Source organism: Yersinia bercovieri ATCC 43970 (assembly GCF_013282745.1).
Classification (GTDB): Bacteria; Pseudomonadota; Gammaproteobacteria; order Enterobacterales; family Enterobacteriaceae; genus Yersinia; species Yersinia bercovieri.
Genome location: NZ_CP054044.1, coordinates 3,663,973 through 3,680,056, shown reverse-complemented (window position 1 = coordinate 3,680,056; position 16,084 = coordinate 3,663,973). Strand labels below are relative to the sequence as shown.

Below are 16,084 nucleotides of genomic sequence, written 5' to 3'. Positions count from 1 at the left end.
TTAGTTGCTGCTTATTCTGGTTCGGAGCCCTGTTTATGTCATCCCTGCGCTTACTCATTTCTGATTCTTATGATCCCTGGTTTAATCTGGCAGTAGAAGAGTGCATTTTTCGCCAAATGTCTCCGGATCAGCGGGTACTGTTTTTGTGGCAAAATTCTAATACCGTGGTCATCGGTCGCGCTCAGAATCCGTGGAAGGAGTGCAATACACGGCGCATGGAACAAGATGGCGTGAAGCTGGCGCGCCGCAGCAGTGGCGGCGGGGCGGTATTTCATGATTTGGGCAACAGCTGCTTCACTTTTATGGCCGGTAAACCGGAATACGATAAAACAATATCAACTCAAATTATTCTCAATGCCTTGGCCTCGCTAGGGATCCAGGCCACAGCTTCCGGGCGTAATGACTTAGTGGTGGTTAAGGGGGATGGTGAGCGCAAAGTTTCGGGTTCCGCTTACAAAGAGACCAAGGATCGTGGTTTTCACCATGGCACGCTATTACTGAGCGCTGACCTCAATCGTTTAGCTGATTACCTGAATCCCGATCCCAAAAAATTGCAGGCCAAAGGCATTACCTCAGTGCGCTCCCGAGTCACCAATTTGGTGGAGCTGTTGCCGGGAGTTAACCACCAGCAGATTTGCGCCGCCATTAAGCAGGCATTCTTCGATTATTACCATGAAGAAGTCGCCGCAGAGATAATCTCGCCACAAGTTTTGCCAGACCTGCCCGGCTTCACTGAACAATTTGCCAAACAGAGCAGTTGGGAGTGGAACTTTGGCCAAGCCCCGGCTTTTAGCCATTTAGTCGATACTCGCTTTGTTTGGGGCGGAATTGAGCTACATTTTGATGTATTACACGGTGCGATTGATCGCTGCCAAATATTCACCGACAGTTTGAACCCAGCACCGCTGGAGGCGCTAGCAGAACGGTTACAAGGCGTGAGCTATCGCCCTGAGGCCATCCATGCGGTCTGCCAGCAGTTAGGTGCTGATTTCCCTGAGTCACAGGCTGAGCTGTTGCAAGTTCACCACTGGCTGGCGGAGGTATTACGCTGATGTTACCTGCTAACACCCCACAATTTAACAACAGCTACGGGCAACAACTGAGCGGTTTCTACACCCATTTGCAGCCAACGCCATTAACAGGGGCACATTTGCTCTATCACAGTGAGCCACTGGCGCAAGAGTTAGGGCTTGATGCCAGCTGGTTTAGTGGCCCGAAAGCGGCTATATGGGCGGGCGAGGCGCTATTACCGGGCATGGAGCCGCTGGCGCAGGTCTATAGCGGCCACCAATTTGGCGTATGGGCGGGGCAGCTTGGTGACGGTCGTGGTATTTTGCTGGGGGAGCAGCAACTGAGTGATGGCCGCAGCATGGATTGGCACTTGAAAGGCGCGGGCTTGACCCCCTATTCGCGTATGGGAGATGGGCGCGCAGTGTTGCGCTCGGTGGTGAGAGAGTTTTTGGCCTCCGAAGCCTTGCACCATCTGGGGATACCCAGCAGTCGTGCATTGACCATCGTCACCAGCAATCATCCGGTTTATCGTGAGCAACCAGAGCGCGGGGCGATGCTACTGCGGGTGGCAGAAAGCCATGTGCGCTTCGGCCATTTTGAGCATTTCTACTATCGACAGCAGCCTGAGCAGGTCAAACAGCTGGCCGACTATGTTATTGCCCGCCACTGGCCGCAGTTGGTCGGGCTGGCGGAGGGTTACCTGTTGTGGTTTACCGATGTGGTCAAGCGCACCGCCCGCTTAATGGCCCATTGGCAAACGGTAGGTTTCGCCCATGGCGTGATGAATACCGATAATATGTCGATTCTCGGCATAACCATGGATTATGGCCCATTTGGTTTCCTTGATGATTACGTCCCCGGCTACATATGCAATCACTCCGATCATCAGGGGCGTTATGCTTTTGATAATCAGCCGGCGGTCGCACTGTGGAACTTGCACCGCTTAGGGCAGGCGTTGTCCGGTTTGATGTCGGTAGATCAATTGCAACTGGCGCTGAATGCTTATGAGCCAGAACTGATGGCGGCTTATGGTCAGCAGATGCGCGCCAAATTAGGTCTCTTTGACAGCGGCAGTCAGGATAACGACCTGCTGACGGCACTATTGAGCTTGATGAGTAAAGAGGGGCGCGACTATACCCGCACCTTCCGCTTGTTGAGTGAGGTTGAGATCCATTCGGCACAATCGCCACTGCGGGATGATTTTGTCGACAGAGCTGCTTTTGACAGTTGGTATAGCCGCTATCGTGCACGTTTGCAGCAAGAGTCAGTGGATGATGCACAGCGCCAGCAGGCGATGAAAGCGGTTAATCCTAAATATATACTGCGCAACTATCTGGCACAGCATGTGATTTCTCATGCTGAGAAAGATGATATTCAGCCGTTACAGCGCTTACATCAGGCGTTGCAGCAACCTTTTGCCGATCAACCTGAGTTTGATGACCTGGCGGCATTGCCGCCGGATTGGGGAAAACATCTGGAAATTTCCTGCTCCAGTTAAGAGGCAGGGAGATATACCCTGCCACCTGAGGTTATTGACAAAGTCGCCTGAGCGGAGAGAATAAGCAGGTCGTCAAGACGCCGTAAAATCATCCCTGATGGCTCGAACCGCGCCATTCCTGGCGCGGACGCTTGACTCTTCTGCCTATCCTCACCGTTATCGATCGAATCATTGAGGTTGTCAGCCGTCTGAGATGACAGGGGGCGGCCCTACCACTCTATTTCAATCAAAAACTATCTATGTGTTGAATGCCCCCTCGATCACCATTGATAGCTAATCAGTAATTTGGCATTGCGGCCATCTTGAGGAATAGCTTGCGGTGAGTAGTGCTCTTTGTTGAAAGCATTACTCAGTACCGCTGTGGTGGTGACACCTTGCAAAGCCCCTTGCCCACGATAGCTCAGATAGAAGTCATGCAGGGTATAGCCATGTTGTGGTTTATAGGGGCCAGACCTCTGCTGCGCATCATTATTTTTCATAAATTGCGTGTTGCCCACCATCTTGACTAGCCAGCCGGCACTTAGACCGGTGTTGGCAATAGGGAGATTCAGGCGGCTGGTCACCGTGTCAGGATTGATGCTGTTAATATATTGGCGGGTCACCAGATTAATGCCCCGGGTGCGGTTATAGGCCAGTGCCCAGTCAAACCACGGATTTTGATAGTCCAATGATGCATCCCAGCCCCAGCTTTTGCTCTGCGGGATATTAATGTACCGGGAGGTGATGAGTTTAACTTCAGGGGTAATGCGGTTCTCAGCGTTAATAGCGAAATAGCTGGTTTTGAATTTGACTGAATCGTCATCGGTCAGTAGCGAGTTAAAATGTAAACCAAAACCCGCTTCCCGGGTGACGTTGCTTTCGGGGTGTAAACTTGGGTTGGGTTTCCAGTAATTTACCCAAAAATGGTTTGAGTTGTTATACAGCTCGGCCAGTGTCGGGGTGCGAAACGCCTGGCTGTAGGCGCCAAACAGCATCAGCCAATCTGTCGGGTTGAGTGTCACCGCGCCCCGTGTTGACCATTTTTTGGCATCCCGATTGGCAAAGCCCACGCGGCTGTTTTGATAACTGTCGAAACGGGTTCCCGCCAGTAAGGTAACAGGTAGGTTGCGCAGGGTTATCTCATCTTGCAACCAGCCGGAGGTAAATCTGACATTGGCCGGCGGGAAGCTGCGGATTAAGCCATCGGGGATCTGCTGCTGACGATAACTCTCCGCACCGTAAGTGAACAGATGTGCCGCCGGGCTATCAGTAAATAGCGCGCTACGGTTCTCCAGTTTTACTCCCGAACTCCTCTGCCGACGATTGCCAAAATCTTTGGCGCTCACCTGATCACTGACATTAATCTCCGAGTAGTAGATTTTGCTGGTGAAGTCTAGCCACTCAAGGTGTTGCGGTTGCAGCCGATAGCTCAGGTCGGCATCACGTTGCAGGGTATGTCGCGCCATCATGGGGTTCATTCGTGGGTTTGGCTGGCTACTATTGGCCATCTTAGGCTGCTGCGCGCGGTTGTTGTAGTAACGCAGTCCGGTGGTTAATGATTGACCCTCAGAGAGGTAGGCGGTGCCTTTGAGCATCAGATTGTTCACAGCTTCATCATTGGGAGCAGTATAACCATCACTTTGGCGTATATTTCCGACCTTACGTGTACTCAGGGCCATAAGGCCATCCAGATTATCTGTGCGGCCAAAGAGCGATAGCGCCGCGCCGCGACTATGATAGGCACTGGCGCTATAGCCGCTGAGCCGGAAACCCAAGTTTTGATCTTTAGCCAATAGATCCGCCGCCGTGACTGTTTGGTAAGCAATCACGCCGCCCATGGCACCGCTACCAAACAGTGAGGTTGATGGGCTGCGAATGACGCTAACCTGTTTTATCAGCGCCGGATCAATGAAAGTCCCGTTGATATGGGCGCCGCTAATTCCCTGACGGATACCATCAATCAGTACCAGCACCCCATATTGGTCATAGCCTCGAATATTGATATTCTGCCCGTTGGTGCGGCCAACTCCAGTGACACTGACCCCCGGCTCATTTTGCAGCATCTCTGCGGCGCTGGTCGCGGTCTGTTTTTGTGGCAATGAATCATCAATAGTGGTGATGATTCCGGCAGCATTAAAACTGTCGGTGATGGGGCGGTCAGCGGTAATGACAAGGGTGTCATTTTTACTCTCGGCGGCGAGGCTGGCAGTGGCTAAAGGCGATAATGCCAGGGTGATTGCCAGACTGCACGAAGACAAACGAAAGAGACGAGACATAAGCAACTCTCCATATGTTATTAAACATAATCAAAGGATTGCTGGCTGCCTTGGGGGAGCTATTCGGTGGCTGGCGTAGTGATAATTATCGGAAACAGTACTCTGGCGACTAAATCATTATTTAGTCAGGATCAGTTTTCCTGCTTTGGTTTGGCGTAAATAGTAGAGCTGGCCTTGATGATGGATCGCCACCACATCCTGTTGGCCAAGCAGTTGTTCGCTGCGCAGTGAGGACAGTGGCAAAGTCGAGTGATGCTGGTCGGCGGTGTAATTCAAATCCTGAATGCGACGAGTGGGATTATTCATAATGTCTGTTTTTTAGCGTTCATATCATTTTGAATGTGATAATAATTATCATCTGCATCTGCGCAATATTTCAATAGCAATATTCATTACTTGATATGCCAACTCCTTGTTTTTCATTAATGATTCAGTGAGTCAATTGGTGATGATAAATAGATAGGAGGAATCTAGTGCAGGGGGAATTATAACAGCGTGGATCATATCATTTAGTGATAGAACAGAATTACCGCAGTGATTAACCCGGTACGGCTAATGCCATTCTATCACTATGTTAATTAAGATATCTTGCTAGCTGAAGGGCGCTGCTAGTTAAAATCGGCTGCTGACCGCATCAGCCAGTAGACTCAATAGTTGCTCGGTATCGGCCCAGTTTAGGCAGGGGTCGGTAATGGATTGCCCATAGGTTAAGGGCTGACCCGCAACAATTTTCTGTGTTCCTTCCATCAGGAAGCTCTCCGCCATCACCCCAACGATAGCCGTTGAACCGGCGCGGATCTGCTGACCAATATCGGCAGCGACCTCTAACTGACGACGATGCATCTTCTGGCAATTGCCGTGGCTGAAATCCACCACCAGATGTTCGGGTAGATCGAATTCACGCAGGCTATCACAGGCTGCGGCAATATCCGCAGCACCATAGTTAGGGGTTTTTCCACCGCGCATGATGATGTGGCCGTGCGGGTTGCCACTGGTTTGGTAAATGGTCATCTGGCCATGCTTATCCGGTGACAAAAACATGTGGCTGGCTTGTGCGGCACGAATAGCATCAATAGCAATGCGGGTATTGCCGTCAGTGCCGTTTTTGAAACCGACCGGGCAGGAGAGTGCTGAGGCCATTTCACGATGAATCTGGCTTTCGGTGGTACGTGCGCCAATCGCGCCCCAACTGATAAGATCGGCAATATATTGACCAGTCACCATATCCAGGAATTCTGTCGCCGTCGGCAGCCCTAGCTCATTCACCGCCAGCAGCAAGCGACGGGCCATCTCAATACCCAAATTGACCTGACAGGAGCCATCAAGAGCGGGGTCAGAAATCAGCCCCTTCCAGCCTACGACTGTGCGCGGCTTTTCGAAATAAGTGCGCATGACGATTTCGAGGCGGTCTTGATAGCGCTGGCGCAATACATTCAGGCGAGTGGCGTAATCAATCGCGGCATCAAGGTCGTGAATTGAACAGGGGCCGACCACCACCAGCAGGCGCGGATCTTCACCGGTGAGTATCTTCTCAATCCGCTTACGTGACGCTGTCACGTTATCGGCAATGGCCGCAGAGATCGGCAACTTCTCCGCCAGTTGTTGTGGCGTAATTAAGCTGTCGATGCGCGCGGTCCGCAATTCATCTGTCTTATGCATGGAAATTCTCTAAATCCGTTCTTCTCTGCGGCAGGAATACCGGGAAGTGATGGCGATCACAATAAACCAAAACTAAATGAATTCAACCGCCATCGCCGTGATTTATACAAATTTTGATTAAATAAATTGCAAATGATAAGTCTGGCAATGGTCTGATTAGAACATCCGCCGACTCATGCCCAAAATATCCAGAATTTTGGTGGAGATCTCCTCGACGGAGTAGTTGGTGGAGTTCAGATAGCGAATCTGATTTTTGCGAAATAGCGCCTCCACTTCCCCCACTTCCATCCGGCATTGGCGCAGTGAGGCGTAACGGCTGTTTTCTCGCCGCTCCTCACGAATGGCAGCCAGCCGCTCAGGGTTAATGGTGAGGCCAAAAAGTTTATGCTGAAAGGGTTTCAGCGCCGCAGGAAGCTGCAAATTGTCCATATCATCGGCGATAAACGGATAATTTGCGGCACGGATACCAAATTGCATGGCTAAATAGAGGCTGGTGGGGGTTTTTCCGCAGCGAGAGACCCCCAGTAGAATCACTTGCGCCTGATCCAGATTGCGCAGAGAAATACCGTCATCATGAGCCAGGGCGTAATCAATGGCGGCGATACGGGCATCATATTTGCTCAGATTGCTTTCGGTTAAACCATGGGTGCGATTGAGTACCGGTTGCGGTGCCACGCCGAGTTCACCCTGAAGTGGTGCAACCAATGCCTGCACGATATCCTGGCAGAACCCTTCACTGTGCTGAATGAGTTCCCGCACTTCGGGACTGATTATCGAATAAAAAACCAGCGGCCTGACCCCGGTATTCTGATAGATATCATTAATTTTTTGGCACACCTCTTGCGCCCGTGCGGCACTTTCAACAAATGGCAGCGTAAAGGTGGTGGCTTTAACCGGAAATTGCGACAGGACCGCATGACCCAGTACTTCGGCAGTAATTGCCGTACCATCCGAAATATAAAACACACTTCTTTCCACGCTGACTCCTGAATATTTTGTCGTTCGGATTAATGGCATTGGTTAATAAGGCATCATATTGCTGCAAGTTTAGCGCAATCAGTGTGCCTTATTCGGCATGTCGGTAAAGTGTTTGCTGTCAGAATCGCCCGAAAATAACTTTTCTTGTTGGCTTGATCGATTCACCTGTCCATGGGGTATGGATCATTATGCTAATCTGAAATAGATCTTTGCTACTTAAGGTGGCAGGGGTGTTAGCTGCGCTAACCACGATTTGTCCCCTACAGACGGTTCGTCACTATAAACAATGTAAAAAGGATTGTTTCGATGTCCAACAATGGCCTAAACCTGTGTAATGTGCTTTGGTACAACCAGCTTGGCATGCACGATGTTGAAAGGGTTGGCGGCAAGAATGCCTCCCTGGGTGAAATGATAACTCATCTCTCCGCACTGGGTGTCTCGGTGCCCAATGGTTTTGCCACTACCGCTCAGGCGTTTAACGACTTTCTGGAGCAAAGTGGCGTTAACCAACGTATCTATCAATTGCTGGATCAAACTGACGTTGATGATATTGCGGCACTCTCCAAAGCGGGCGCGCAGATCCGCCAATGGGTTATTGAGACACCATTCCATCCTGAGTTTGAACAATCCATTCATCAAGCCTATCAGCAGCTAGCAGATGGCGAGCCAGCGGCCTCCTTTGCGGTGCGCTCATCGGCGACAGCGGAAGATATGCCCGATGCCTCCTTTGCTGGTCAGCAGGAAACCTTCCTTAATGTGCAGGGCATTGATGCGGTGATGATTGCCATCAAGCATGTTTTCGCCTCACTGTTTAATGATCGCGCCATCTCTTATCGCGTGCATCAGGGGTACGACCATCGCGGTGTGGCGCTCTCTGCTGGCGTGCAGCGCATGGTGCGCTCAGATCTCGCCTCTTCCGGCGTGATGTTTACCATTGATACAGAATCAGGTTTTGATCAGGTGGTATTCATCACCGCAGCCCATGGTTTGGGGGAGATGGTGGTGCAGGGGGCGGTGAATCCAGATGAGTTCTATGTCCATAAACCAACGCTACGTAGTGGTAAGCCGGCGATTGTGCGCCGTAATATGGGTTCGAAAAAGATTCGCATGGTTTATGCCGAGAGTCAGGATCATGGCAAACAGGTACAAATTGAAGATGTGCCAGAGGCGCTGCGCAATCGTTTCGCTCTCAGCGATGATGAGGTAGAAGCACTGGCGCATCAGGCGTTGTTGATTGAGGAGCACTATGGCCGCCCGATGGATATCGAGTGGGCTAAAGATGGTCACACCGGCAAACTGTTTATCGTGCAGGCCCGCCCGGAAACGGTGCGTTCCAACGAGCAGGTGATGGAACGCTACCAATTGAATCACCAAAGCAATGTGTTGGTGGAGGGACGGGCTATCGGGCACCGCATTGGCGCGGGGCCGGTGAAAGTGATCCACGATATTAGCGAGATGGACCGCATTCAGCCGGGTGATGTTCTGGTCACCGACATGACCGATCCTGATTGGGAACCGATCATGAAAAAAGCCTCGGCCATTGTGACCAATCGTGGTGGACGTACCTGCCATGCGGCCATTATTGCCCGTGAGCTGGGGATCCCGGCGGTCGTCGGTTGTGGTAATGCCACGGAGCTGCTGCGAGAGGGGCAGAATGTCACGGTTTCCTGCGCCGAGGGCGATACTGGCTACGTTTATCATGAACTGCTCGACTTTTCGATTCAAAGCTCGCAGGTGACTGAACTGCCTGATTTACCGTTGAAAATAATGATGAACGTCGGTAATCCAGACCGGGCGTTTGACTTTGCCCGCCTGCCGAATGAGGGGGTGGGGCTGGCGCGGCTGGAGTTTATCATCAACCGCATGATTGGCGTGCACCCTAAAGCGTTACTGGAGTTTGACAGTCAGGAACCGGCTATTCAGGCTGAGATCAAGGCGCTGATGAATGGTTATGACGATCCGGTTGAGTTTTATGTTGGCCGCCTGACCGAAGGTATCTCGACCCTGGGGGCGGCGTTCTGGCCTAAACGGGTGATTGTGCGCTTGTCAGATTTCAAATCTAACGAATATGCCAATCTGGTCGGTGGGGAGGCTTATGAACCGCACGAAGAGAACCCGATGCTGGGCTTCCGTGGGGCCGGGCGTTATGTTGCCGATAGCTTCCGCGACTGTTTCGCCCTGGAGTGTGAGGCGGTTAAACGGGTGCGCAATGTGATGGGGCTGACCAACGTCGAAGTGATGGTGCCTTTTGTCCGCACTGTGGCTCAGGCGGAAGCGGTAGTCGCAGAGCTGGCACGGCAAGGGCTGAAACGTGGCGAGAATGGTTTGAAACTCATTATGATGTGCGAAATCCCATCGAATGCGTTACTGGCGGACCAATTCCTGGCGCATTTTGATGGCTTCTCCATCGGTTCCAATGATATGACTCAGCTAACATTGGGGCTGGATCGTGACTCCGGTGTGGTGTCTGAGCTGTTCGACGAACGAAATGAGGCGGTCAAGGCACTGCTTTCAATGGCAATTCAGGCGGCGAAACGGCAGGGCAAATATGTTGGGATTTGTGGTCAAGGGCCATCAGATCATGAAGATTTTGCTATCTGGTTGATGGAGCAAGGGATCGACAGTTTATCCCTTAACCCAGATACCGTGGTGCAAACCTGGCTGAGTCTGGCGCAACATACTCAACATTGATATTGCTGATATAAATCAACCACCAATTAATTATCCGCAGCTTAGGTTGCGGATTTTTTTGTCTGCATCCCAATAGAGTGGGTTGAATAGTGGCGATAATTTGGTTGGGAAGGAGCAACAGCAATAAAATTAGCGAGAGTGGTAATGAAAAGGGAATAGTAAAATAAAAGATAGTAAAAAAAGATAGCAGCAAAAAAAAAGCCCATCTTAAGTGATAGGCAAAGACTACACACAGCAATACGTATATTCGATTACAGATATTTAAGTAAATCATTCTGAAATGATTTATTTAAACGCCTTGGGGAAAGCAATATCTTATAATAATAGTAAGTAAATTCCTTGGTTTAGTCATTAAGAATCATCTGAATAAAATAGATTGAATAAATGCTTCCCATTACAGTGATTTCAAATGGTTATTAATAATCGGCTTATTTAATTATTTATAGGATTGCTGGCGGAGAATATAAATAGGGGATTTTAAGTGGCTATTATTAAATAATCATAGCGGATGGTTCTGAGGCGCGGGGGTTGCGCAGGATAATTGCCCAACCCCCTAAAAGCTAAAGTTCTTCCAAATGTTTGGCGACTTCTGTAATGCTCTCTTCTGGTTCAGGGGCTTCGCTGACCCAAGCTGCCGTCAGGCGATAGGAGATAGCTAACACCACCGGGCCGATAAATAGCCCAATCATGCCGAATGACAGCAGGCCACCAATAACCCCGGAGAGAATTAAGATCATCGGCATATCGGCTTCCATGCGGATAAGGTAAGGTCGCAAAACGTTGTCCATGGTTCCGACGATACAGCTCCAAACCAGCAGTACCGTGCCCCATGTGGTGTCGCCGGTCCAGTACAACCAGATAATCGCCGGAACCAGTATCAACAGCGGCCCAAGTTGCGCAACACAGCAGATAAACATCAACACGGTAAACAGGGTGGCATATTGGATCCCGGCAATGGCCAGACCAATCCCCCCCAGCACCGCTTGTACCAGTGCGGTGACCACCACCCCCAGCGCCACGGCGCGGATCGCTTTCGCCGCCAAGACCACCACGGCATCACCGCGTTTATCGGCTGCTCGCACCGCAAAATGGCGAATACCCAAACCCACTTGCTCACCATGGAAGTAGAGCAACACGCTAAATAGCACCATCAGCGCCAGATGAATTAAAAAGTAGCCAATATGGGCGGCTTGAGCCACCAGCCAGGTCGCAGCCGCACCGACATAGGGCTGCACTTTAGCAATAATCGCATTACCGCCACCGGCAATCAGCGTATGCCAACTGCTATAGAGCTTATTGCCCACCATGGGGACTGATTGCAGCCAGGTGACATCGGGCATCCGTAAATTAGAGGGGCTGGATGCCCACTGGATAAGCGGGCCGCTGTTTTGCACCAGGCTACTGACCAGTAGTGCTATCGGAATGACGAATAGCAAAACCAGTAGCAGCGTCATGATTAATGCCGCTAACCAACGTTTCCCCCAAAGGATTTTTTGTAGCCTAATCAGCAGTGGCCAGGTGGCAATGACCACCATGCCCGCCCAGGCAAAGCCCATAATAAAAGGTTGTACCACCCAGAAGCTGGCGATAATCATGATCAAAATGAATATCACCCCAAACATCAGTTTAGGTAAATCGAGACGACGTTGTTGCGGGTAATTCATCAGTGGGTTCTCACTTCGAAAGTCATGGCAAGGTGGCCATCGCACTGCTTATTTCTGCACTAATCTGCATTAATTGGGTTTGGAACTCATTAAGCATCTGCACTAATCATGGTGTATTTCTGCCACTTTTAACAGATAGCAGCGGATTTTACTGCGGCGATTTTTTTAAAAAAGGAGAATATCGGCGATGTAATAGAGATCTGGCCGCCGTAAAAAGGCTGAAATAATTTGCTTCTAATGGTTTGCGGCTATTATTTGTGCAATATAAAATTTTGATACTCAATGGTTTGCTGCTCTATTTCTCCGTGGCCGACAGCCATCACTTTCCCATCGTTCTGAATTGGCATAAATTATTCGACAAAGGCGATCGCGAACAGATAATCTTTTAGCGAAATAACAAACACACATACCTATAGATAGGGTCACACTCATGATCCCACAGATTTCTCAAGCACCGGGTGTTGTTCAGTTGGTGCTGGATTTTTTGGATGCTTTGAAGCAAAACGGATTCACTGGCGATACTGCCACCAATTATGCCGATCGCCTGACCATGGCGACGGACAACAGTATCTACCAACTGCTACCCGATGCCGTTGTTTTCCCCCGTTCGACGGCAGATGTCGCACTGATTGGTCGCCTGGCGGGGCAAGAGAGTTTTAAATCGCTGCTGTTTACGCCCCGTGGTGGCGGCACTGGCACCAATGGGCAGGCGTTAAACCACGGAATTGTGGTGGATATGTCGCGCCACATGAATCGCATTCTGGATATTAATCTGGAGCAAGGCTGGGTGCGGGTCGAAGCTGGCGTGATTAAAGATCAGTTGAATCAATACCTGCGGCCTTTTGGCTACTTCTTCTCGCCGGAGCTATCGACCAGTAACCGCGCCACATTAGGCGGCATGATTAACACCGATGCCTCTGGACAAGGCTCCTTGGTGTATGGCAAAACTTCCGATCACGTGCTGGGGCTGCGGGCTATTTTGCTCGGCGGTGAGATGCTGGATACCCGCGCCATGCCGACGGCATTGGCGGAAACGATTGCTCAGGAAGATTCAATTATCGGCCGCATCTACCAAACGGTGCTGAATCGCTGCCGTGACCAGCGGGCGCTGATTCTGGAAAAATTCCCCAAATTAAACCGCTTCCTGACCGGCTATGACTTACGTCACGTGTTCAGTGATGATCTGCAAACCTTTGACTTAACGCGCATTTTAACCGGTGCCGAGGGGACGCTGGCCTTTATCACTGAAGCCACGCTGGATATCACGCCGCTGCCGAAAGTCCGCCGTCTGGTCAATGTGAAGTATGACTCCTTTGATTCTGCGCTGCGCCACGCCCCTTTTATGGTGGAGGCGAAGGCGCTATCAGTGGAGACCGTGGACTCCAAAGTCCTCAATTTGGCCAAAGAAGATATTGTCTGGCACTCGGTCAATGAGTTGATTACCGATGTGCCGGATGAAGAGATGCTGGGGCTGAATATTGTTGAGTTCGCCGGTGATGATAAGGCGCTGATCGACAGCCAAATGGCGTCACTTTGTCAGCGGCTGGATGATTATCTCGCTGCCAGAGAGGGCGGGGTGATTGGTTATCAGATTTGCGGCGATCTGGCCGGTATTGAGCGCATTTATGCGATGCGCAAAAAAGCGGTGGGTTTGCTCGGTAACAGTAAAGGGCAGGCCAAGCCGATTCCGTTCGCGGAAGATACCTGTGTGCCGCCACAACATTTAGCCGATTATATTGTTGAGTTCCGCCAACTGCTGGATAGCCACAATCTCACTTACGGCATGTTTGGTCATGTGGATGCTGGCGTATTACATGTGCGTCCGGCACTGGATATGTGCGATCCGCGGCAAGAGATGCTGATGAAACAGCTATCTGATCAGGTGGTGCAACTGACGGCGCGCTATGGCGGCTTATTGTGGGGGGAGCATGGGAAAGGCTTCCGCGCTGAGTACAGCCCTGACTTCTTCGGCGAAGAGCTGTACCGCGAATTGCGGCGCATTAAATCGGCTTTTGATCCCGATAACCGTTTGAATCCGGGGAAAATCTGCTCACCATTAGGCAGTGATGCGCCCATGATGAGAGTGGATAGCTCGGATAAACGTGGCACCCTGGATCGACAGATCCCGCTGGCGGTCAGAAGCTCCTTCCGTGGCGCGATGGAGTGTAATGGCAATGGCCTCTGTTTCAACTTTGATGCCCGTAGCCCCATGTGCCCCTCGATGAAGATTACCGGTAACCGAATTCACTCGCCGAAAGGGCGCGCAACATTGGTGCGCGAGTGGTTACGGCTGCTCTCTGAACAAGGGGTTGATCCGGTGGCGCTGGAACAGGGGCTGGCCACTCAGCGCCCGAGTCTACGTGGCCTGATTGAAAAGACCCGCAACAGCTGGCATGCCAGCAAGGGGGATTATGATTTCTCCCATGAAGTTAAAGAGGCGATGTCAGGTTGTCTGGCCTGCAAAGCCTGTTCGACCCAGTGCCCGATAAAAATTGATGTGCCCGGTTTTCGTTCGCGTTTCTTGCAGCTGTATCACACCCGCTATCACCGCCCACTGCGCGACTATGTGGTGGCGGGAGTGGAGAGCTATGCGCCGTTAATGGCGAAAACGCCGAAGATCTTTAATTTCTTCCTAAAACAGCCGTGGGTTGGCACGTTAAGCCGCAAGAGTATCGGCATGGTGGATCTACCGATGCTCTCCACTCCCTCGCTGAAGCAGTCGTTGTCGGGCCACTACGCCAGTACCATGACACTGGAACAGTTGGAGAAACTGCCCGCAGCTGAACGCCGTCAGCATGTGCTGATCGTGCAAGATCCCTTCACCAGCTACTATGATGCGCAGGTGGTGGCCGATTTTGTGCGGCTGGTGGAGAAACTGGGCTTTAACCCGGTACTGCTCCCTTTCTCACCCAATGGCAAGGCGCAACATATTAAAGGCTTCCTGCTGCGTTTCGCCAAAACTGCACGCAAGACCGCAGATTTCCTGAACCGCATTGCGCAATTGGGTATGCCGATGGTCGGGGTTGATCCGGCATTAGTGCTTTGCTATCGCGATGAATATAAAGAGATTCTGGGTGATGCGCGCGGTAACTTTAATGTGCAACTGGTGCATGAGTGGCTACAGGTGGCACTGGCGGAGCAGCCCGAGCAGCAAATGAGCGGTGAGTCCTGGTATCTGTTTGGTCACTGCACCGAAAGCACCGCACTGCCCGCCAGTAGTCAACATTGGGCGTCGATATTCTCCCGCTATGGTGCCAAACTGGAAAGTGTCAGTGTCGGCTGCTGTGGCATGGCCGGAACCTATGGTCATGAAGCAAAAAACATCGATAACTCGTTGGGCATCTACGCACTATCCTGGCAGCAAGCACTGCAAAAACTGCCGGGTAAACGTTGCTTAGCCACCGGTTATTCGTGCCGCAGCCAAGTTAAGCGCATTGAGGGCAATGGATTACGACATCCGTTGCAGGCACTATTGGAGCTTGTTTAATTAGCGCAGATATAATTGGAGATAACTTAATGCTTTGGAAACGTAAAGCCACGCTGGCGGAACTGAATAAGATCGGTGAAGGTTGTATGGTTGCCCACTTAGGTATTGAGATAACCCGGTTGGGTGATGACGAACTGGAAGCCACTATGCCGGTCGATAATCGCACCACACAACCTTTTGGCCTGTTACATGGCGGGGCTTCGGTGGTGCTGGCGGAGTCTCTCGGTTCGATGGCGGGCTATCTGTGCACCCTTGAAGGTCAACAGATTGTGGGATTGGAAATTAATGCTAACCATTTGAAAGCGGTGCGCACTGGGAAAGTGCGTGGCTGTTGTCGCGCTATTCACGTGGGTCGCAGCCATCAGGTGTGGCAGATTGAGATTTTCGATGATCAGAACCAGTTGTGTTGTACCTCCCGCTTAACCACGGCGGTGTTGACGCGATAACACCATTACCCATAAACCCCATTATTATCCTGCTCAGGGTCATTGATTGGCCTTGAGTCACCTAAATATACCTCTTCTATTTATCTTGCCCCGCTGACTAATTTATTCGCCAAATACCTGCCCTTGTCGCTATATAAAGTTAACGCCGTTAATACCCTTACTGTTTAAAGTGTAAAGAGAATGTTTATCCGATAAATGCGGCGAATCACTCTGATAGGTTTCCCCAGCGGCTGTTTTCAGCTAAAGTTAATGGAGAAATAGGTATTTTCTATGAATGTTTAAAAACGCAAGGGCTGACTGCGATTAGCCTTTGATATAGCAAGGGATTTGAGCGTTGCTGTAAAAATTATTCAGTTATTTCAGGGTGATAAAAGTACAGTTGTTCCTCAAGACTT

10 protein-coding genes and 1 other RNA gene are annotated in these 16,084 nt (G+C 50.9%); 5 read left to right on the top strand and 6 right to left on the bottom strand.

The annotated features are described in order from the left end of the window. The first annotated feature begins 35 nt into the window (after positions 1–35). On the top strand, positions 36–1,052 hold the full coding sequence (locus HRK25_RS16685; protein WP_032896162.1) for a lipoate--protein ligase: 1,017 nt from the start codon (positions 36–38) through the stop codon (positions 1,050–1,052). Continuing rightward, the gene (locus tag HRK25_RS16680) at positions 1,052–2,509 is read left to right on the top strand and encodes a protein adenylyltransferase SelO (RefSeq protein WP_005270264.1); all 1,458 of its coding nucleotides are present in this window, start codon (positions 1,052–1,054) and stop codon (positions 2,507–2,509) included. The genes HRK25_RS16685 and HRK25_RS16680 overlap by 1 nt, the downstream gene beginning before the upstream one ends. 260 nt (positions 2,510–2,769) lie before the next feature. Here HRK25_RS16680 and HRK25_RS16675 read toward each other — a convergent pair whose 3' ends face one another. From HRK25_RS16675 to ppsR, 4 genes are all read right to left on the bottom strand, one after another. After that, entirely contained in the window at positions 2,770–4,764 is a 1,995-nt protein-coding gene (locus HRK25_RS16675) for a TonB-dependent hemoglobin/transferrin/lactoferrin family receptor (protein WP_032896169.1), read from the bottom strand. Between the two features lie 117 nt (positions 4,765–4,881). Then, positions 4,882–5,070 (bottom strand): hemin uptake protein HemP, encoded by a 189-nt coding sequence (gene hemP / locus HRK25_RS16670; RefSeq protein WP_005270270.1) that lies wholly within the window; start codon positions 5,068–5,070, stop codon positions 4,882–4,884. 306 nt (positions 5,071–5,376) lie between these two features. Continuing rightward, on the bottom strand, positions 5,377–6,423 hold the full coding sequence (locus HRK25_RS16665) for a 3-deoxy-7-phosphoheptulonate synthase (RefSeq protein WP_005270273.1): 1,047 nt from the start codon (positions 6,421–6,423) through the stop codon (positions 5,377–5,379). Positions 6,424–6,579: 156 nt separating this feature from the next. Further along, positions 6,580–7,401 (bottom strand): posphoenolpyruvate synthetase regulatory kinase/phosphorylase PpsR, encoded by an 822-nt coding sequence (gene ppsR / locus HRK25_RS16660; RefSeq protein ID WP_032896172.1) that lies wholly within the window; start codon positions 7,399–7,401, stop codon positions 6,580–6,582. 306 nt (positions 7,402–7,707) lie between these two features. Here ppsR and ppsA point away from each other — a divergent pair, with 306 nt between their 5' ends. Continuing rightward, a complete protein-coding gene (gene ppsA, locus HRK25_RS16655; protein ID WP_005270278.1) occupies positions 7,708–10,092 on the top strand; it encodes a phosphoenolpyruvate synthase in 2,385 nt (794 codons plus the stop codon). A 190-nt stretch (positions 10,093–10,282) separates the two neighbouring features. On the opposite strand, the gene rprA is transcribed toward ppsA, so the two are convergent. Together rprA and ydiK are read right to left on the bottom strand one after the other, a co-directional pair. Then, positions 10,283–10,391, bottom strand: an RNA gene (gene rprA / locus HRK25_RS16650) — antisense sRNA RprA. 261 nt (positions 10,392–10,652) lie between these two features. Continuing rightward, positions 10,653–11,756: an AI-2E family transporter YdiK gene (ydiK, locus tag HRK25_RS16645; RefSeq protein ID WP_005270281.1), complete on the bottom strand. Its 1,104-nt coding sequence runs from the start codon at positions 11,754–11,756 to the stop codon at positions 10,653–10,655. A gap of 430 nt (positions 11,757–12,186) precedes the next feature. Here ydiK and ydiJ point away from each other — a divergent pair, with 430 nt between their 5' ends. Continuing rightward, a complete protein-coding gene (ydiJ, locus tag HRK25_RS16640) occupies positions 12,187–15,243 on the top strand; it encodes a D-2-hydroxyglutarate dehydrogenase YdiJ (protein WP_005270286.1) in 3,057 nt (1,018 codons plus the stop codon). 29 nt (positions 15,244–15,272) lie between these two features. Further along, complete coding sequence (locus tag HRK25_RS16635; protein WP_005270288.1) at positions 15,273–15,689, top strand: hotdog fold thioesterase; 417 nt, start codon at positions 15,273–15,275, stop codon at positions 15,687–15,689. The last annotated feature ends 395 nt before the right edge of the window (positions 15,690–16,084 follow it).